This is a genomic window from Parapedobacter sp., assembly GCF_035556095.1.
In the GTDB taxonomy this organism is placed as follows: Bacteria; Bacteroidota; Bacteroidia; order Sphingobacteriales; family Sphingobacteriaceae; genus Parapedobacter.
This window is the reverse complement of record NZ_DATMFT010000031.1, coordinates 57,922-79,147: the sequence shown is the minus strand read 5'-3', so window position 1 is coordinate 79,147 and position 21,226 is coordinate 57,922. Positions and strand designations below refer to the sequence as shown.

Sequence of the window (21,226 nt, the reverse complement as noted above, 5' to 3'; positions counted from 1 at the left end):
GTTTTTGCAAACTATCATTTGGCTATTTTGTGGATATGCGATGCCCCCACCGTGCGTACCAAAACACAACGATAAAACTGATACAAGGCAGTACAAAGGCCATCGAGGTCATCGAAACATCGGCAATTAGTCCCATTAGGGGTGGAAGCAATGCGCCGCCCGCGATACTCATAATCATATACGAGCCAGCTCGTTTCGTCTCTTTCCCCAGTCCTTTTATCCCCAAAGCAAAAATGGTAGGGAACATGATGCTCATGCAGAAACAACTAATCATCAACGCATAAATGGAGATAACGCCCCAATTGAGCATGACAACGATCAAGCACAAGGTGGCCACCAATGCATATACCGCTAATAGCCTCGTTGCCGATACATACCGTAAAAGGGCAGTGCCCAGAAACCTGCCGGCGGTGTAAAGCACCATCGCTGCCGTGAGGTAGAATGCCGCAGTTTTGTTGGTCATTCCCGGCACCTCATCTACCACATAGTTGATAAAAAATCCCCACACACCGGCCTGTGCACCGATGTAAACAAACTGGGCAATTACCCCATTTACAAAATGCCGGTGTTGGAACAGTTTTTTCGATGCCACCACCGTGCCTGCTGATTGAGGCGCCGGCGTATCATCTTCTACGGAAATCTCCGGCAGTTTGATGAGCGAAAAAACCACAAATATGACCAATACCACGCATCCGATAATCAAATAAGGCTGTTGAACATCGATCAACGTGCCACCCTCTTCATCTGCAAAAAGCACCAAGCCACCAATGAGCGGCCCCAACACCACGCCCAGCCCATTAAACGACTGAGCGAGGTTGAGCCGGAATACCGACCCTTCGGGATTTCCCAACACCGTGACGTAAGGATTCGCTGCGGTCTCGATAATGGCCAAGCCGCATCCAATGACAAAGAGCGCCGTCAGAAAAAAACCGAACGTGGCTACCTGGGCGGCCGGATAGAATAGGAATGAGCCGAATGCATATAACGCAAGCCCCAACAAAATACCCGGTTTATAGCCGAAGCGCCGCATGAAGTAACCGGCCGGCAGCGCCATCAGAAAATAGGCGCCGTACACGGCAAACTGCACCAGCCCCGACTGTCCCTTCGATACCTGCAGTACGTCCTGGAAATGCTTGTTGAGTACATCCAGCATACTGATAGCCAACCCCCACATGAAAAATAATAGGGTCACCATCGCCAATGGAAAAACGTAGGTTTCTTTCTGTATCCGTGCCGTATTCGCTCCTTGCATCAAGCTGTTATTATCGTTTTATCAATTAAACATTATCCTTACTCAGGCAATCTATTGCCATGCAGCGGGTTGCACCATACTGGTCATCTTCTTGGCATCTTCCAGCGGAATGGGCATCACCAGGTATTTATCCGTATACGACTGATAATCGCGTATTTTCTTCCGCTCATAGCTGAATGTGCCGTCATTGGCTTTGGTAATCCGCATGCCAGTCACGAAGCGGTTGGTTTCGTTGAGGATTTTCCACCGGCGCTGGTCGTTAAACCGGTATTGCCCTTCGAGGCAATACTCTACCCGACGCTCATTGCGGATGCGCTCGCGGATAAATTCTTGTGAATTGACGAAACCTGGCACGTCCTGGAGCCTTGGCTGGAGCGCCCGTTCACGGATGACATTGAGCGCCGTCATAGCACCCTCCAAATCACCGAGCTCACACAGGGCTTCCGCTTTCTGCAGGTAAAATTCGGCTAGGCGGAGAAACACCCAATGTGTGGGTTCGTTCCCTTTGCTGCCGCCGGGTCCCCAGTATTTGATCTGCTTGTCTTTACCACTGTAGTAGCCCGTACACGATCGCTGTGTTTCGCGCGAAATTACGTCATTAAAGCCATTACGGCCACCAACAAACGTTTCGATAATATAGGGTTCGGTACAGTTATACGGCACGCCATAATTCATCATGTTGTGTACAATATTGATATAGAAGCGGGCGTCACGATTAGCGTAGGGATCACCCCCCGGTGCCTCGCTATAACCGGCGGCTGCCGCCCCCGGCGTTACGGTTACGTTGGTATGGGTATCGTCGTTGTACGTAACGGGCAGGGCACCATTGGTCATTTCGAAGGCATCTACCAGTTCCTGGGTGGGCGACTCGCCACAATTCCACAGATGGGCGATGCTGGCGTAAGGATAACTCCCTACATCTACGCCATTGGCATTGTTGATGTGCGAATTGTCGGACGTGGCACGCCAAATGATTTCGGTTACCGGCGTGGCGTGTGCGCCAATGAATAGGCGTTTGTATTCAGACATGGGCACGAGGCTGTACTGAGGCATGTCGATTACATCCTGCGCCGCATCGGCTGCCCGCTGCCATTTGGTTTGATTGTTGTCCGGATTGTTGAGCGGACTCGCGTTATAAAGCAGTACGCGTGCACGGATTGCATACGCTATACCGTTGTCTACCTTACGGGCTTCCTGTGCCGGCTGGCGGTCGGGCAAAATCCCCGAGTTGATCACATCCAACAACTCGGTTTCGATTTGCGAAGCGATCTCGTCATAAGTAGGCCGCGTCAGTTCATTCCACCCCATATACGTCGGTTCGAACGGCTCGGTTATCCAGGGCATCGGGCCATAGAATTCCAGTAGGTTCATATAATACCAAGCGCGCAGCACCCGCGCTTCGGCTATCCACGTTCTTCGCTCTTGCTCGGTAATCACCGTGGATTGGGGCAAATACTTAATGGCGTTGTTGGCCAAGCGGATACCGCGCCAGAAATCGGGCCACAGTTGCTCGCTCGGTGTACTCCAATCCCAAGTGATGACGGGATTGGAAAGCGATAACGAGCCATTGTGCCACTCATATGCATTATAAGTAGCCGCCCAAAACGCATTGTCTGTGAGGGCATCAATCGTATTATGCACGAAAGATACCTGGTCCCGCGCCTGATAGATTTGGCTATAAGCGGCATCGATGAGCCCCTTACTCCGGTTGTAGTTATTTAGCACCTTATCGATGGTTGTCTGGCCATCCGGAGTTTTCTCCAGCACTTTTTCACAGCCGTACGGCAAAAAAGCGACTAACGCTATAATGAAAATTAAAATTCGTTGTCTCATGATTTCGTTGTTTAGAAAGTTACGTTCAACCCGAAGTTGTATGCTTTAAATACAGGATACATCAACTGGCCATCTTGTTCGGGATCCTGATATTTCACGGGATACCGGTCAAATGTCAAGAGATTCAGTCCGTTGGCATAAAGCCGTATGGATGTCGCTCCCACCCGTGTAGACAGGCTAGCCGGGAGCGTATAGCCGATTTCCGCATTTTTCAACCGGATATAGCTTCCATCGCGGTACCAGAAATCAGACCTGAGTTTACTTGCTTCGCTTCCCGGTTCCAACCGGGGATAGGTAATGGGCTGTCCCGCATCGAGGCGTTCCTGGCTCCATGCTTCTTTGTGCCATTCATTGAAGTTGTACGTTTCCCAAATCCGTTGCCCGCCAAGGAAATAGCTCCGATTGGCCACCCCCTGCCACATCATACTGAAATCGAAGCCTTTGGTTTGAAAACTCAATGCGGCTCCAAATGTCCATTCCGGCATTTCGGGCTCTCCGATGGGTACTTGGTCGTGTTCGGTAATCACACCATCGCCGTTCATGTCCAGGTATTTCAGGTCGCCTTTCTTTGGAACGGCGCCAACACCCGACTGGTCGTACCACAGCGCTATCTCTTCTTCCGAATTAAAAAATCCGGCGGTCTTATACCCCCACTGCTGGCCCAACGAGAAACCCGTCATCCGCTCGCGGTAAGCATAATTTTCCGGAAGCAGCACTTCGCTAAGGTAAAGGACCTTGTTCGTGTTGAATGCGCCATTCACCCGGATATCGAGCCGGGTATCGGTATTGAAGCTCTTTTGGTAGCCACCGACCAGTTCGAATCCCTTATTCTCAATTTGGCCCGCATTCACCTTCGGGATAATGCCCGACACGTTCACCCCACCGGTACCAAACATGCCTGTTGGCACCAGCCCATCTGCAGAAATCAAAATATTGTCGCGCTTCTCGTAGAAAACATCGGCTTCCAGGCTATAATTATCGAAGAGACGCAGTTCCAACCCGATGTTGGACTTATTTGCTTTCTCCCAAGCCAATTCGTTATTACCGATCTGCGATTCATAGCTACCGTCCCAAAGCGTAAGGAAGGCAAAACGAGCACCGTTCATGTTGTCGTTGCCCACCTGCCCATAAGAAGCCCGTAGCTTGGCATACGACAGCCACGGAAGCCCGTCTTTGACAAAATCCTCTTCCGATGCCACCCATCCCGCAGAAAATGATGGGAAAAAGCCCATTTTATGGCCTGGGGCAAATTGCTCCGATCCGTTATACCCAAAGTTAACCTCCGCGAGGTATTTACGGTCATACGCGTATGTAGCGCGGCCGACATAACCGACATAATTGTAGGGGAGCTCAATATTGACTACCCGTTGGTACCGATTGAACAACAGCAGCCCCGTTACATCGTGTACGCCGAATGTACGGCTGTAATTGAGCGAAGCATCGATGTTCATCATATTCCACTGCGACTGGTATTGGGCGTCGACCAAGCTACTGTTTGTATTGGTTCCCGTAGGCTGGTAAACAACCCCACCGGGGTTTTCCGGGTCGGGTATCGCCTCGTACAATTGGAACGTACGTTGCCTGGTTTGCCGGTTAATCGCATTGGCATCATAGGAAACCACCGCCCTGGCCGATAACCCCTGCGTTATAAACTTGAGTTGCTGCTCCGCTCCCAGTGTCGCGGTGACCTGATTGTTGAGGGTATTGCGGAAGCCGGAGCGATTGAGCATCCCATAGGGCACATTATTGATGCCGCCACCTTTGAGCGCAGTGGAAAGTACTTCCCCATCGGGGGTTAAGTCATTGTGATAGTTGCTGGGCGTCTGGAGCAATGAACCGATCACAACGGAATAGGCTGCAACATCATTCAGGTAGCCCGCATTATTCGGAACCACCACCGGGTCATTTTTTTTCTGCATGTATCCACTCACGTTGAGAAACATACGCAATGAAGAATTGATGTCAATATCAAAATTGGAGCGGAAGTTGACCCGATTGGCCTTAGATGAGGGATCGTAGTCGTATTCGTCGAATTTTTCCGTTTTGAATATCCCCTCCTGATGGAGGTAACCAACCGTGGTGAAATACTTCATCCGATCATTACCACCGCTTACATTCACATTCACCCGTTTCATGGGAAACCCTTCTCGCATGAAATCACTGACATAGTCACGTACAGGGTACAACTCGGGGCTGTCGCCCAACCGATAGTGGTTCCTAGCCACCTCGTCATAAATCTCCGGCCGTCCGTTCTGTAGCTCTACCTGATTCCGTAACAATGCATAATCATACGCATTGACCATCTTCGGCAAACGCGTGGGTGCTTGCCACGACTGCTCGGCGGTTACGTCAATGATCGGTTTGCCCGAATGACCGCGGCGCGTGGTGATGAGGATTACGCCGTTCGCCCCACGCACACCGTATACAGCTGTGGCCGATGCATCCTTCAAAACAGAAATGGTTTCGACCTCACGTGGATCAAGTGCCGTAAAATCGCGCGGCACACCATCCACCAGGATAAGCGGCTGCTGGCCATTGATGGTACTGCGGCCACGGATATAAAACTCCATCATCTCCCCGCCCGGAACCCCGGAGCGCTGAATAGCCGTTAACCCCGGTAAACGGCCAGCTAACGCTATACCGATGTTGGACGCCGGTGTTTGCCGCAATCCGGTTGCGTCCATGGTCGAAATCGCGGCCACCACACTCGCCTTCTTCTGGGTACCATAGCCCACGATTACGGCCTCCTCTAGTTCGGTTGCCAAAGCCTGCAGTACAACATTAATCACACGCCGCGTGCCTACAGGAATTTCCTGCGGTGAATAACCGACAAATGAAAAAGCAAGTACTGCGCCCCCATCAGGTACGGAAATGGTGTATGTTCCATTGTCGCCCGTAGTGGTACCGCCAGTCGCTCCTACAACTTGTACAGAAGCACCCGAAATCGGATTGTTGTCGTCGCCGGTTACCGTGCCGGTCACCGTAAGCTGTGCGTAGAGGGAATAATTAAAAAATATTCCAAAAAGCACAGTTAATAACCAAATTTTAAGTCTACATGCTTTCATAGTAAAGTGGTTTAATTTATTGTTTAGCTCCTGCTTTAGTTTTTAACCTCGATATGCCTATAACTGTCTGCCCCAATTGGGCGGAAAAAATGCTGATATCTTATCAACTCATGAGGATTATAATTATACTTACAAAGGAAGCTGCAAATAGGTTATTAGACCAATACGCCTTTGGCTGAAATCAATACGTTATTGATTATATTTTGACAGGCAAATACTTTCACATAACCGGCAAATACCTATATAAAACCCATTGTACATTATAATTTAAGGATAAAAAAATAAAATGAGTTGTTCATTATGCTGATAATCAGCAAATTAATTAAACAACAAAACGATTTAGAATGTTAATGTACACATCCTCAAAGACGGGCCATTGAAAGCCAAGGTGAGAGTGACTTCGTACTATGGCAACTCTAAACTGACTATAGATTGGACGTTGTACTCCAACCGCAAAGAGTTAAAAGCAAATGATGTTAATTCCTCATGCCGAGACCTTGAAAGACGTCAATATCCCGAAGCGTACAGAAATCCCACCTATTAGCATCTTCCACGGAATACATCTTGGAATATACCCAAATCAAGCTCGTTTATGGCTATTGACGTTAATAGACCTTTTCTTGCTTCTTTAAGACAATACAATTATTACGAATAGGGAATAAAATCAATGAGTAATTTCATAATGTAGATGAACTAGGCACCGCCTTAAACTGATAATGCCCCGAACCGGTCAGCACTACCGTGTAGTCTGCTTCATCGCGCACACCGGTTATCCCGTCAACGTTATTCAGCGTTTTCCCACCCTCCGTGATCGCTGCTCCATAAGCGTTTGGAATCCAAATCTCAGCACGGGTGTTTACCGGAATATCAACATTCAGCTCGAACCCGTCTTCCACAATTCGCCACGAACTGCCGATCATACCGTGTACTGACTTAAGTTCGCCTTCGGCATGACGTAGATCACCCGCTGGCTGCGGTTTGATTTCGATTTGTTTAAAACCAGGTGCAGCCTCATTGATGCCAAGCAACGACCGATAAAACCATTCGCCAATAGAGCCGAACATCGGATGATTCTGAGAGTATGTATTGTCCGAATACCTCCACGTTTCCCAAATCGTGGTAGCACCGTTTTCTACCATATGCCCCCAACCGGGAAATGTCCGTTGGTTTGCTACACGGTATGCTAGTTCATTATCGTCCCTTTCGCGGAAAACATCAAACATCATCTTCGTTCCAAAAATACCTGTAGAAACATGCCAATCTTTCTCATCAAAAGCAGTATGAAGTAACCGATATACCTGTTCCAAATCTGCCTCATTAACTGCATTACTCCATAACGCAAACAACTGATCGGACTGCGTCCCGTTGCCAACAATCCCGCTTTGTTTATCCAAAAACTCGTTCGAAATCGCCGCTTTAATCTTGGCTGCTAGGTCAGTGTATTTTGCTTTGTCAGCCGAACGACCAAGAATTTCGGCAAATTCGATCATCAGTTTCACATGAAGGTGATAAAAAACAGAAGCCGTCAACGGTTTATTCTTGTCTTCCAACGACTCATGATCACCTAAATCCGTGCTAAACAAATAATTTGATGTGCTGGCATTAAGAAATTCGATTTGCTTTTGTAGCGATGCATAGTAGTGCTCGACAACCCGTTTATCTCCATAAAAATCGTACATTTTTTTGATCAGATAGGGATAACCAGCTTGATACCCAAGTGGCCCGGAACCGTCTCCAGGACCGTCATCTGCAATTCCAACAAATGGGGCGGTCTCGGTAATTCCCCCCAGTGGACGCTGGTCATTAGCGTGATCCCGTATCGTCTTGGTGTAAAACTGACTCATGTCATAATTGAACATAAATGTTTCCGCTCCACATAATATATCACCGCCGTACGCCAGCTTTTCGCGTGCGGGACAATCAGATACTACACTAAAAACATTACTCAAAAATGTCCACTGGATGATGTCGTCCAATTTATTGAATAATTCGTTTGAAGACGAGAAACTTCCCGCCTTTTCTAAATCTGCACTCATGCGCAATCCTTCGATGTCTTCCAAACCCGGTTGACCCGGCCACCCCTTCACTTCTACGTATCGGAATCCATGAAATGTAAATTTAGGTGCCCACACCTCAATTTGCCCACCTTTGAGGATATAACTATCCTCTTGCCATGCGATTTCTGGTGCGCCCGGACCTCCGTTAGCAGCCTTAATTTGACCGGCCACTGCGGTCATCAAGTTGACGTGTCCATTTGGATATCGATCTTCTCCATATCGAAGACTGACTTTTGTTCCAGCTGGCCCTTTCACGCGAATGCGAACCACTCCCGCAAAGTTCTGTCCCATATCATAAACAAACACCCCGGGTTCTACCTCATTCACTTCTATTGGTTTTACTACTTTCGTTATACGAACGGGCGGCTGTTGCTGTACCGTCATCATACCTTTAGGGCCATTAGTTACGGTAGCTTCTTTCCAACCCTGCTGATTTCCCATTATTGTACACCAATTCGGATCTTCTAGCCTTGCATCGTGATGTTCTCCCAAATAGATGTTATTTCGTACAATTGGTCCCGGTGCCGTTTGCCAGGTATTATCCGTGTCAATTACATCCATCGTACCGTCCTTATATTGAATCCGGACCATCGCCTTGACCGTTGGAAGACCGGTAGCTAGCGCGTCTCGCCAGTTGAGCCCTCCCCAAAACCTCAACGGAAGCGGGTTATACCAGCCGTTACCCAACATGACTCCCACCATATTTTCACCTCTTCTTAGCTGGTCTGTGATGTCGTATACCGAATACAACACCTGTTTATCATAGGCAGTCCAACCGGGTTCCAATACGCGGTCGCCAATTTTTTTTCCATTTAGATAAGCTTCATAATAGCCCAACCCACTGATATACATCCGAGCCGATGCAATGCGCTTCTTCGCATTAAACGATTTACGAAACAACGGGTTACGATCATCCTGGTAAAAATCGGCGTCCTGAGCGAACGGAACACGGCCATCAGCTATCCAGTTTCCCTGCCAATCGCCATCCGTCATAGCAGCAGTTTCAAACCAATTAATCTCAGACCATGGAGATACCTTGCCATCCTTATCATAAACGCGCACACGCCAATAATACCTGGTAAATGACTCCAGTGGCTCACCTCGATATGTCACATGAATACTCTGATCTGTGTCGACCTTGCCGGCCGTCCATGCGCTACCAATTCCTTTCTTAATCTCCCGTATATCCGTGGATACGATCAGTTCGTAAGCCGATTGTGTTTGCCCTCTAACGTCCGAAGACAGTATCCAACTAAACCTTGGATTGCTCACATCGATACCCAACGGGTTTATTTGATACTCACATGTAAGCGACTTAACCGAGATCGATTGGGCCGAGACGTTGTTGATTAAAAAAACAAAGAAGCCAACAAAAAAAAGAAGATTATTTATTTTGGAATACTTCATCGTGGTATAGTGAATATTATATACGGAATTGACAGGTTATTAAATTTTGCGGATTTCTTCTACTGGTATATCTCTGGTACGTCGATCAATGTCCGCAGGTACATCAACTCAGAACCTTTCACATTTGGGTGGTGATAGATTTTACCCCAATCGTAGTCTTCAAAGTACATCGTGGTCCGATCAACATCGTTGCCGTCATAATTAACAGACGTGGCCAAATCAAACTTGCATCCTTTAATTCCAAATTTTTGCCTGACTTTTTCTATCAGCACATTTGCTTCAATATGGGTATTGCTTTCATTGGCTGGAATATTATTCAAAATCGGAATTGCACCTTGACTTTTGATATACGTTACAAGTTCGCTTAGGTTTTCTTCTGTATTGCCACCATTTGTGCCAATGGTTACCATCACATACGTCGCTTTTACGTACGGTAATTCATTTTTAATACGTTCAAGCACCTGATGGATTGTAGTTCCTCCACGTCCACTAGACATCGCCCTGCCGGGCATATTATTGATTATCAATTGTGTCCAAGACTTAGAAAAATCGGCCTTCGGAAAATAACCCTCGGGCTCCGTAATAGAATCTCCATAAATCAAAAGCGTCAAATCACTTACTTTCGATTCAACAATGACCTGTTTGACCCATGCGCCCGAACCCTTCATTAGACCGAAACAATAGTAATCATGCTGTAATCCTACATAAAAGCCGGACTGCTCCATACCTCGTCCAACACCTCCCTGTCCGTCCATCGTAGCAAACACTTCCGCGGATTGGCCGGTGAATAAATCAATAATCCGAATTCCCGACGTCTGATAATCCCTATGAATTTCAATTAAGTATTCATGTGAAGCGTTCAAAAAATCAACCTGTTTATGGAGGGCTGGGGTAGTTGCTATGCCTATTCGTTTGCTATCCATGTCGACGCGAGCGCGAAAGTCTCCTTCATTACTGCTGAAAACCATTTGAGCATCTTCGGACAGCCGAACATGGTACCGTATTAGCCGTCGTCCCAAGGCATAGTACCTGTTTAGTTTCACCAACTGGTCGTTCTCAACTAAGTGCAATCCGTCACTTGTGTAGGTTAGATTCTTACCCAAAAAATCGGGATATGCCCGGTTTTCTGACAGTACTTCATTATATAGTATATTTGTTGAATGACCGACTTGACCAAAGCAAATCGGAGGTACTGAAAATGCAAGAAAAGATAGTATGAAAAAAAGAATAGAGCGTATATACATAACTAGAAAAGACAATAAAATTACTAAGATTTAAGCACGGGCGACATCAATAAAGTGAGCACTTCGATTAACAATTTCATTCTCCAGGTATGTTTTTATGACTTGCTAACTATTGAAGCATTGATTTCAGTACAATGAAAGGTGCACTTACTGTAGTCAAATATACAGGGCCCCGCGTGTAGTTCGGTGGGTAAAAACACTCGTAAGGACCATCGAACTCACTTCCTTGGCGGAAATCACTTTCGCGTAACTCACTGATATACTCTTTGACGAGCTGCGCGGCCAACTTGTTATCGACCTGAGCGATGGTGTAAGCGACCCATCCCGTAGGTGTACCCCAATATGCGCCGTTCTGAAATTGGTTGGGGTGTACAATCCCCTTTTCCCAATAAGGCGTTCCATTGTAGCCTTCGCCATCAATGATGTGTCGGATATTCCCTTTGTAGGCCAAGGTGCCGGCTACATAGGCTTTCGCGAGATGTCTGGCTGCCTTCAGCGCGTGGTCTCCGTCTAATATCCCCAAGTAAACAGCTAGCGCTGTAGCCCAAACATCAGGGTGGCTTCCGATGGCGGTTGAGGCTTTTAGCATTCCGTTCTTATCAGCAAAAGCGACAGGCAGCGCAGCTTTAATTTTGGAGGCAATATCCCGGTAGGCTTTGGCTTTGCTGTTGTTTCCGATTTGCTCAAATAACGCCGACAATTGCAGTGCCGCACGATATTTGAGGATTGAGGAATAGCTCAGGTCACCGGTGATATAAATGGCGTCCCTGAAACCAAAATCGACTCCCCTAAACGCGTCGTTCGTATAGACGATGTGATTATCTTGCCGGGAGGGCGGCACTTTGAAAGCAATCTCTAGACGATCGATCAGGGAGGTGCCATTGATTTCTTCCTGTAAAATATCGACATCGTTAGCGTCGCTAATATAATAGTGCGCCATATGAATGAAGTAATACTGATCGCAGTATGGCGGGAACATCCCAAAATCTGTTCCGCCCTGTGCGACGTAATCGTAGGTTCCGGGGAAATAAATGGGCAATAAATCGTCTACTCGCACATGGTCAGCGATAGCACCGAAAGGCACCATACTGCCCGCATCCGTTATCCAAGTTTGATCACACTGGGTGGCAGCAGTAAGCATAAGCATATGTTTTTGCTCATCTTGACCCACCAGCCCTGTTTCGAGGGTCATTGCGTGATCGCGAATCCAAAACGACGGGTACGTTTCGCGGCCGCCTGGTCGAATCAATACGCCCCCTGTGTTGTTTGCCCCATAGGGCGCAACCAACTGCTGGCCAGGATAAATACGTGAACTATCTAAAACTGCTTGGGTTATTCCCTTCAGAAAATTGAAATCGGCGGTACTGATAATCTGCTGCGCATTTAGCCCAATGGGCTGTACAGCTATTAATAACACAAACCCCCATTTAAAAAAAGCGAAAGTTCCCTTTAACATTTCAAAATATTATTTTTAGACCACTCTAATCAAAGCTATGGCGCACTAAAACTCCCCATTAATTCGACTTCCATCATGACGATGGGGCCTACGTCCGAACCATTTCCCCACGTTGACAATACCTGAACCCGTAAATACCTGAAAGCTGGAGCTCCGGCAGGTATTTCGAACAATTCCCCTGCGGCTATATCATGTGTTTCGGACGTAAAATCACCTAGCTTGGTCCAGCTGTCCCAACTACCATCCGCGGCGGGATCGTTACTTCCCCACAGGGCGAACGTCTTCGGGTTACCATGTCCATAGGCCGTACCCCAATCGGTACGCTGCCAGAGTCGGAATGAAGACAGGGAATAATCTGATGTACCCATATCAAAGGTTATTTGAGCGGGCTTTGGCAAGTCCGGCGTATGGAACCCAGGGTCAGCATTAGTCCGTCCATCCCACATATTCCGGAGGAACCAGCCGATTTCCGCCAGCGCCGTTGCATCGTTGGGAAGATAATATTCTTGGAACTTCGATTTATCCAACCTATACCGTATCGTGCTTCCGGCTATGACGTCCGCCGCGGTTTTCAATGTGTCTATCGATGTCGTATCGGCAATGTACCACGTGGCATAGGAAAGATCCGTTCCATTTTTGTAATCGGCCAATACTGTGCTTCCCGTTTCGGGTTTCACAAAAAGGTGCTTTTCCACACCGGCTTCATCCGTGTAGGTAAGTTCGTGTCCGATGCTTCCATTGTTGATATCTGCACCGCCCCAAAATAGTTGTAACTGTCCATCGGCATTATCAACAAACGTCCGGGTCAACGGGCGGTTAAACATGTTGGATAGGAATGCTTCTCCGATAGATCGCCCCTGCACTTCCACCGGTACCGATTGGTGGCCTTCATCATCATAAGTTTTGACGATGAAGGAGTAATTGCCCTCGGGGATATCCAGGATATAAGAAACCGTGTCGGCGTCTTCAGGTATTTCCAATACCACCGAATCCAGGTAATTATTCCAATAGATGCGCGCGTGGGTTACATTAGGGTCGGCAGGTGCCTTCCAACCAAATTGTACCCGATTCAGTCCGGAGTAGGTCTTCACCATTTTAGCTCGCTCTACATACGTAATGCCGGATGGAACCACAAATTTCTTGTAGGTATCATCCATTTTTTTACAGCCCGAAATCATCAGCAGCGCTGCAATAAGGTAACTTATGTTGATTTTCATCTTATTTGCAAATTGATTTTACCATTAATTACTGCCATCCTGACCCCATAAGGTAAGTTCCTGAATAACAATTTGGGCTCTTCCACTGGGGATGCCCCACGTATTCAGCGTTTTGAAACGGATGTACCTGACAGCGGGTATACCCGGTTCAAATTCAAAATCCTCGCCCAGGTTCAACGCGTAATCCAGATCTTCCGCAGTCACTGGTCCGTCACCAGAAGGTTTGAAGGAGCTGAATGTTCCCAATTTGACCCAGTTGTCGCGATAGATCTTATTTTCCAAGTCCACGTAGTCGCCATCGGGGTTCACGCTGTTCGCTCCCCAAATTTCGAATTCTTTCGGATGGGAACCTTGGTAAGCGCCTTCGGGGTGAAGCCATGTTTTCATGCGGCTGATGGTTATCGGCTGTCCGAGGTCGAGGGTGATGGTGTGCGGCAGTTGGAATTGATCGGAAGCAAACAGGCAACAGTAACCAAAACCACCGTCGAATATCTTGTATAGTGGATAATTTTCGACATACTGGAAATTATCCCCTGGCAGTTCCAATGCACTCCAAGTTGCTTTGTCAATCAGTTTTTCGAACAATGGGGTAACGACGGATTCTTTCATCGCCGTCCGGTTATTCCAGCGGTCCCGCAGGAAAACCGCGAGTTTCTTTTCCTCCGTATCCATTCCACGCACGGAGAAATTGATTTTATCCGCAGCGGTATAGTAAGTAGTCAACTCACTATAGTGGCCGTTGTCGGCCGTGTCTATCATGATGACGACGGCGAGGTTAGCCCGTTCGGGATTCTGTAGCTTGACATTAATGCCGCCAAACGTACCCGAAACATCCAATGATTCATATACGGATTGAATAGCCGGCATTAACGGCTTAACGGTAACCACCAAAGGCTCAGATTCCTTCTCGTTCTTGCCCACGCTGTACAGCTTCACATCGTATTCGTTTGTATCGCCAAAACCCTCTATTTTCAAGGTATCGGTGTAATAAGAGGATTTCACTTCCCAAACAGCACCGGGAGCCGTTTCATAAACCGCTTTCACATATCTAAGATTGGGGTCTTTAGGCACCTTATAAACAATATGTGCTCCACCATTCGTCGAAATAACGTTAACATCGGATACTTGTGCGGGAGCGGGCAGGCTAGAATCGGTATAATTTATGAAATCCTCATTCTGGTCGCAACTGAACAAAACCAACGACAGAAGTACCCCTAGTAAAAACTGAAATTTCTTTTCCATCTTTTATGAAAATTAAAAGTGATTTACATTCATTACCAACCGATATTCTGTACCAGGTTCGTATTCACATTCCGCTCATTTTCGGCTATTGGCCAGAAATAATCCTTAATGCCGAAGCGCTGCTGAAAAATATTCGCCGGCCGGTAATACGTATCAGTCGTCGAGCCATTAACGTTCCATCCCGTAATCATTTGGTTCATTTCCGTAATAGCTAACTTCCATCGGCGCAGGTCCCAAAAACGATGCTGTTCAAATGCCAGCTCGTTCAATCTTTCCTGCTGGATGATCTCACGCACACCGTTCTGGGTGGTTACCTTCGCGGGATTTGTTGAGAAATCTTGCCAGGCCGTAACAACATCCGGAATACCCGCCCGTTCCCTTACCTTATCTAGGTAAGCAAACACTTCTTCGCTCGGACCATCCACCTCATTGAGGCATTCACTATATAACAGATACAGATCGGCCAAGCGCATCAGCGGCCAAGGGTATTCAATCGTCGTATAGCTTGTAGGGCTCCGCACATTATCGGGATGTATCCATTTCTTGATGGGATAGCCCGTAACCGGGCCTTGATAGCTCGATTGCTTTCCAATCGGGTCGCCCAATTTGAGCTGCAAGTAGTAGAGGTCTGCAGGTACCTCATCGTTGAACCGGCCTTGGCCGTACCAAACACCACCGTCGAAGCCCAAGTAGGCGTAAAACCGCGGTTCACGGTCGAAATTGAGCGTGGCGGTGGCAAAGCCGCGCCTGATATACAAGTCGTGCTCGTCCGCGTCGGTAGCGATTTTCGTTGTGTAACGTTGCGAATAGTTCCATGTTTTGTCTTCTCCTATCGGAAGGCCATTGGCGGTATAAAACTGTTCCACCACTTTTAGGGGTGCATTGTAGCGGTTGTCCATCCACACACGCGCTTGGGGGCTGGGTGCCCAGTCGGGCGAGGCGAGCACCTGTACCCTGTTGATCCAGCTTTGCGTGTTGGCCCAAATAATCTCTGAGTTCCATTTTTCCGAAAAAGCCATCCGCAAACTTAATTCAGTTTGTATCGTATCGCCGATTAAAAATGCCGCCTTAACGTTCGGATGTTCATAGAGTTTGATGCCGGCATCTTCGCAGATGTCTATTGCCTCGCGACATGCGTCGGCCGCCAATTGCCATTTCGCTACGGATATTTCCTGATTGAATAGCTGGGTACCATCAGCATTTTTCAGACTGGCTTGGTCGGTGTTGCCGTTGAAAAGTGGACTGGCCGCAAAGGTCAGCACTTTCGCCTTCAGTCCGTAAGCTATCGGTTGGGATATTTTGCCATAATACTGGGGGTCTACAACCGTGAGAAGCAGATCATCTTTCGCCTCATCCAGCAGTTGCACCACGTAGGCGAAGCAATCATCCACCGGTTCACGAATCACCTTTACCTCGTCGGCACCCGCCGAAATGGGTATATTGGCGCGGATAACAGGAATGGGGCCATACATCCGAATCAGCCAGAAATGGTAGTAAGCCTTCAGCACCTTTGCTTCCGCAATCCACTGCCGTTTTTCTTTGGGTTCCATATCGGGAACCCGCTCTATATTCTCGAGGAAAATATTGCAGTCTCGAATCGCTGCATACATGTGATTCCAGAAATTGCCAATCGGATTATTCACATTTTGGTTCCCTTCAGCAAGTTGCCGGTAAACGCTGGTTTCGTTAATTTCGGGAAGTTCCCAAACCTCATCACCACCAAATAAGGCCGGGCTACCATTGATATCGGCAGTACGAGGCATATAGGAATAACAGGTAAACAGGTATTTTTCGGCCTCACCGCGCATGGCAAAGGCATTGTCAAGCGTAGCCACATTATCAGGAACGATATCGAGGTAGTTCGAGCATGACGAAAAACAAGAAGCTAATGCAACAAAAAAACCTAAGGCTATCTTTTGTATGTTGAGCATTTTCATAAACTTAATTAAAATTAACGTGAACCCCAAAGTTGTACACCTTTTGAATAGGATACCCTAGACCGTTGCCGCCCATTTCAACATCCCAAAGTTTGAATTTGCTGACGGTGAGTAGGTTATTACCGCTGAAATAAATCCGTATGCTAGATGACCCTATCCTTTTGGTAACCTGCTGTGGCAGGGTATAACCGAACTCTATGGTTTTCAAGCGTAAAAAGCTACCATTACGCATGAACCACGTGCTTGACTGTGCATTATTGGGATGGTCAAAATTACTGAGTCGAGGCCAGAGTGCATAAATATCCTGGTTTTGCTCACTCCAGTAATCATCGGCAATCACTTTGAGTACCTGCCTGTCGCCCACAAAGGGATTAATGGCTTCGTAAGGCCTGGCGCCACTAGGGGCGGTGTAATTCATCCAGAACGATTCGTTGGCCAGGCCTTGAAAAAACAAAGAAAGATCAAACCCTTTATACGAAGCGGAGGGACCAAAGCCATACACAATTTCCGGGACCGTAGGATAGCCAATAGGCACCTGGTCTGCTTGCGTAATCTCTCCGTCGCCGTTCACATCCAGAAACTTAATATCACCACCCAGTACCGGGCGACCGAAGTTCTGCCTCGGGGAATTTAACGCTTCTTCGTCATCCACAAAGAGGTGTTCGGCAATATAACCATAGACTTGGTTGATGTTCTGCCCCACCCTAGAGCGATAAGATTCTTTATAAGCCGGCTCTTCATTCACAAGAAATTTATTAGTAGAATATGTGAAATTCGCCATAGCCGACAAGAATAATCCGTTGTCGAACGACTTGTTTACGGTAAGCGACGCGTCTATACCTTGCGATGACGCTTCACCCACATTCGCACGTATAGGTGCGGATAGCCCCATCGTAGCGGGGATATAAGCCCGCGTCATGAGGATATTCGTACGGAGCTGTTTGAAAAGATCCACGTTCAGGGTGACGGCATCGAACAACCCCAACTCCAGACCTAAATTCTGTTGGGTTGATTTTTCCCACGTGATGTCTTCGTTAGCATACCGCGAGACGGACACGCCGTTTAGGTACTTGCTGGCCCCAATAAGGTCACGGCCGAACCGAGCGGCTCTAGCAGCAGCATTCATATTCACCTCGGATAAATAGAAGAACCTATCCCACGGTTCACCAATAGCATCGTTGCCGATTAAACCATAGGTATACCTAAACTTCAGCGTATTGACTGTACCCTTCAATTTTTCGAAGAAAGGCTCATTATGAACGCTCCATGCAACCCCTGCAGAAGGGAAAAAACCAAAGCGTTTGTCTTGGTAAAACCGCTCGGACCCGTTATACCCAAAATTGAACTCTGCGTGGTACCGGGTATCATATCCATATGTAAACCTGCCAGACAGCCCCGTATTTCTAAATGGCAGAGAGGTAAGCAGCGTACTGGCCGCTGAATTGAGCCGCTGTTGCACAATACCCACCAGCATCCCGCTTACAGAGTGCGTTTCGTTGAATATATTATCATAGTTCAACACTCCCTGTGCATAAAAATTAGCGTTGACTTCCCGGAGATCAGCGTTACTATTAAAGCTTAAATATTCTGTACCGATAGGCCCCACGGGCTGCGGATTGGCAGAAGAATTGATCACATTATACGAATAGTCCTGGGTAAAGGGATCGTAATTGGCAACTTCATAATAGAATGGGTTATAGGAGCGGGTTACTGTATTATAAGCATAGCGCTCTACATTAAACATTCCTCTGAAATTCAAGCCTTTAACCCAGTCGCCCAGATTCTGAGATACTTCTAATTGTGCCATCATTTTGGAGCGGTTCCAATCACGGTAACCCCTCACCATCTCTGCGTAGGGGTTCAAGTACAGTGACCCTCGGTTGCTGCGTGTTACATTGTTTCCGAAAACAATATGCTTCACATGAGCGTGGTCTTCATCTAGTGGAAAGGTAACTGGAAACTGAACAGGATTGGCGTGCATCGACATGGCATACATATCTTCTCCGTTATGGATTGGCCCCCGGTAATCATCAAAATTACCGTACAACCTTACGGTAAGCATCGTGCTTTTAGTCAAATCAATATCGATATTTGAGCGCAACGAATAGCTTTTTAGGTCGATGTTACTATTGAAGTTATTTACCGGATCCACTTTCAGCACCCCGTTATCCTGATTCAATCCACCGGAAATAAAGTAGCGGGCAACGCCGCCGCCACCACTCACATTCAGCGCGTAACGTTGATTGCTTGTATAATCTTTGAATAAGGCCTTACGCCAGTCGTTCATCGGATAAATATAGGGGCTCGCATCGGGTTGCCCGGTTCTGTTTATCTTATCGTCAGAATAAAGAATGGTGCCCAAAGGGTCTCTAGTAAGCACCGCTTCATTGGCCATTTTCATGTAGGTAATGGGGTCGGCCAACTCTATATTCGTTGTGGGCGCAGAAAATGCTTGATCCACGCGGAACGATATTTTCGCCCGACCTTCCTTCCCCTTCTTCGTTTCCACCAGAATCACACCGTTGGCACCCCTGGCACCGTAAACCGCGGTGGATGTGGCATCTTTGAGAATGGAAAAGGAAGCGACATCGTCTACCGTGATACGCGCAAGGTCTGTATTGGACGATTCTATTCCATCAATCAGGATGAGTGGGCTGTTCTTGTAGCCGAATGTCGTAACGCCCCGGACAAAAAAGTCTGCGTTATCACGTCCTGGCTCTCCTGAGCGTTGATAGGCAATAATCCCCGCCGCCCTTCCGGCCAATGCGGTGGTCAAGTTGCTGGATGGGATCCGGATATCATCCGGCGAAATGGAGGTAACCGCGCCCACCACCGCCTCTTTTTTGGTAACACTTCCAAACGCCGTTACTACCACTTCGCCCATCTGCTGCGTGGCTGGCTGGAGCATCACGTCTAAATCGGCGTTTCGAGATACCACAATCTCCTGGGTTTCGTAACCGAGCATCTGGAAAACCAGTGTAGCACCCTGCCCCGGCACCACCAAGATAAAGCGCCCATTGTCATCGGTCGCGGTACCAACCTTCGAATTACCTTTCACGGTAATCGTCACATTCGGCAACGCACCAACCGAATCCCGGACGATCCCTTTCACCTCAATCTGGTCTTGATAGCCTGAATGGAAGGGATTGCTATAAGCATAAGCCTTTTCGGCCATGACCAGCGAAACAGCAAACACGCACACAAGAACCGCCACATGCCAGCTTTTGAGCAGTATATTTTTCCTCATACAGATTAAATTAAGTTTAACATAACCGTTATAAATTCATTTAACATCATTGTCACATACAGCGGTGCCGTATAAGAATGGGAATCTCAATAAAACAGATGTGATATCAACAATATCATATCGACTCTTCAAGGATTACAATTATACACGCAAATAAAATCTTAAACAGCCAAATAGACTAATACGAAATTGGCTACAATCAATACGCATTTGACCACCGCAATAACTCCTTACCTATTGCCTGCAATCGCAGCGTTATTGGTATTACGGTAGATGCCTAAGATATTGAAGCGATACTGCTGGGGGGTAATCCCTTTGAATTCCTTAAACCGCCGATTGAAATTGGAGATGTTGTTAAACCCCGCTTCAAAGCAGATCTGGGTAATACTAAGTTGATTTTCTTCCAGCAATTGACAGGCATGGCTGATGCGCAAGTCATTCACAAATTCTTTGAGCGTCCGCTTTGTTCGTGCCTTGAAGTAACGGCAGAACGCTGACGGCGAAATATGCGCTTGCTGCGCAATCTCCTCCAACGCAATCTCTTTGGTGAAATTCTTAAGGATATATTCATAGATGCCACTCATTCGAACCGCATCGTTATCGTTGAGGTTGTCCCAGTATCCAGCTGAACAAAGCAAATCATATTCAGTCGTTGTAGCAAGCTCTTGCAAAATCTGGATCAATAAAATAACCCGAGCCGATCCAGTATGGTCAACCAACTGGTTCATCCAATTCGCAACCCGTGCTCTCGCCTGGCCTTTTACTACAAGGCCATGGATGCTTCTTTTTAAAACTGCTTGAATCGCATTCATTTCCGGAATCGCAAAAAACGATTCGCCAAAACAATCGGCACTGAAATGCACAACTACAGCATAATGGGAAAGTCCGTTATTGTAAGACGACATTTCCTTCTCACCAATGGCCGGTTCATGCGACCACGCATGGGGTAGGTTTGGGCCATAAAACACTAGATCGCCCTGTTCAAAAGTAGCCATGGCGTTGCCCGCAATTCGTTTACCGTGAGGGTAATTAATAAAAGCCAATTCATACTCCGAATGATAATGCCATTTGGTATCCAGCACGTCAAAATAATCTTTCCGCACTTGAAAAGCAGCTCTACTACCTAAAGGGGGTTTGGCATAAATAGGTTTCATGACTATCTTTAACTTTTATATACGCAATTAGATATATATTATTTTGACCAATTTCACAACAAAATCACTACAATTAATCAATCGAATATCGAAAATACAACAAATCCCCCACTAT

The 21,226-nt window shown here is 47.2% G+C and carries 11 protein-coding genes; all 11 read right to left on the bottom strand.

What is annotated here, in order from left to right; all coding sequences use genetic code 11:
• Positions 1-22: 22 nt before the first annotated feature.
• Positions 23-1,252, bottom strand: a complete 1,230-nt coding sequence (gene fucP, locus VNQ80_RS19235) for an L-fucose:H+ symporter permease (protein WP_325641750.1) — start codon at positions 1,250-1,252, stop codon at positions 23-25.
• Between the two features lie 51 nt (positions 1,253-1,303).
• Positions 1,304-3,085 carry a RagB/SusD family nutrient uptake outer membrane protein gene (locus VNQ80_RS19230; RefSeq protein ID WP_325641748.1) on the bottom strand — a complete coding sequence of 594 codons (1,782 nt, stop codon included), beginning with the start codon at positions 3,083-3,085 and terminating at the stop codon, positions 1,304-1,306.
• Between the two features lie 11 nt (positions 3,086-3,096).
• Positions 3,097-6,150, bottom strand: a complete 3,054-nt coding sequence (locus VNQ80_RS19225) for a TonB-dependent receptor (RefSeq protein WP_325641746.1) — start codon at positions 6,148-6,150, stop codon at positions 3,097-3,099.
• Positions 6,151-6,827: 677 nt separating this feature from the next.
• A complete protein-coding gene (locus tag VNQ80_RS19220; RefSeq protein WP_325641744.1) occupies positions 6,828-9,614 on the bottom strand; it encodes a family 78 glycoside hydrolase catalytic domain in 2,787 nt (928 codons plus the stop codon).
• Positions 9,615-9,673: 59 nt separating this feature from the next.
• Complete coding sequence (locus VNQ80_RS19215; protein WP_325641742.1) at positions 9,674-10,537, bottom strand: SGNH/GDSL hydrolase family protein; 864 nt, start codon at positions 10,535-10,537, stop codon at positions 9,674-9,676.
• 430 nt (positions 10,538-10,967) lie between these two features.
• Positions 10,968-12,275, bottom strand: a complete 1,308-nt coding sequence (locus VNQ80_RS19210; RefSeq protein WP_325641740.1) for a hypothetical protein — start codon at positions 12,273-12,275, stop codon at positions 10,968-10,970.
• A 74-nt stretch (positions 12,276-12,349) separates the two neighbouring features.
• Positions 12,350-13,531, bottom strand: coding sequence for a DUF4998 domain-containing protein (locus VNQ80_RS19205; protein WP_325641738.1), 1,182 nt, complete (start codon positions 13,529-13,531; stop codon positions 12,350-12,352).
• Positions 13,532-13,555: 24 nt separating this feature from the next.
• Positions 13,556-14,773: a DUF4959 domain-containing protein gene (locus VNQ80_RS19200; protein ID WP_325641736.1), complete on the bottom strand. Its 1,218-nt coding sequence runs from the start codon at positions 14,771-14,773 to the stop codon at positions 13,556-13,558.
• Between the two features lie 32 nt (positions 14,774-14,805).
• A complete protein-coding gene (locus tag VNQ80_RS19195) occupies positions 14,806-16,704 on the bottom strand; it encodes a RagB/SusD family nutrient uptake outer membrane protein (RefSeq protein ID WP_325641734.1) in 1,899 nt (632 codons plus the stop codon).
• A 10-nt stretch (positions 16,705-16,714) separates the two neighbouring features.
• Positions 16,715-19,957, bottom strand: a complete 3,243-nt coding sequence (locus VNQ80_RS19190) for a TonB-dependent receptor (protein ID WP_325641732.1) — start codon at positions 19,955-19,957, stop codon at positions 16,715-16,717.
• 230 nt (positions 19,958-20,187) lie between these two features.
• Positions 20,188-21,111 carry an AraC family transcriptional regulator gene (locus VNQ80_RS19185; protein ID WP_325641730.1) on the bottom strand — a complete coding sequence of 308 codons (924 nt, stop codon included), beginning with the start codon at positions 21,109-21,111 and terminating at the stop codon, positions 20,188-20,190.
• Between the last annotated feature and the right edge of the window lie 115 nt (positions 21,112-21,226).

Coding starts and splice junctions, on each gene's coding strand:
- fucP (WP_325641750.1), bottom strand. CDS start 1,252: ATGCAAGGAGCGAATACGGCACGGATACAGAAAGAAACCTACGTTTTT.
- VNQ80_RS19230 (WP_325641748.1), bottom strand. CDS start 3,085: ATGAGACAACGAATTTTAATTTTCATTATAGCGTTAGTCGCTTTTTTG.
- VNQ80_RS19225 (WP_325641746.1), bottom strand. CDS start 6,150: ATGAAAGCATGTAGACTTAAAATTTGGTTATTAACTGTGCTTTTTGGA.
- VNQ80_RS19220 (WP_325641744.1), bottom strand. CDS start 9,614: ATGAAGTATTCCAAAATAAATAATCTTCTTTTTTTTGTTGGCTTCTTT.
- VNQ80_RS19215 (WP_325641742.1), bottom strand. CDS start 10,537: ATGGATAGCAAACGAATAGGCATAGCAACTACCCCAGCCCTCCATAAA.
- VNQ80_RS19205 (WP_325641738.1), bottom strand. CDS start 13,531: ATGAAAATCAACATAAGTTACCTTATTGCAGCGCTGCTGATGATTTCG.
- VNQ80_RS19200 (WP_325641736.1), bottom strand. CDS start 14,773: ATGGAAAAGAAATTTCAGTTTTTACTAGGGGTACTTCTGTCGTTGGTT.
- VNQ80_RS19195 (WP_325641734.1), bottom strand. CDS start 16,704: ATGCTCAACATACAAAAGATAGCCTTAGGTTTTTTTGTTGCATTAGCT.
- VNQ80_RS19190 (WP_325641732.1), bottom strand. CDS start 19,957: ATGAGGAAAAATATACTGCTCAAAAGCTGGCATGTGGCGGTTCTTGTG.
- VNQ80_RS19185 (WP_325641730.1), bottom strand. CDS start 21,111: ATGAAACCTATTTATGCCAAACCCCCTTTAGGTAGTAGAGCTGCTTTT.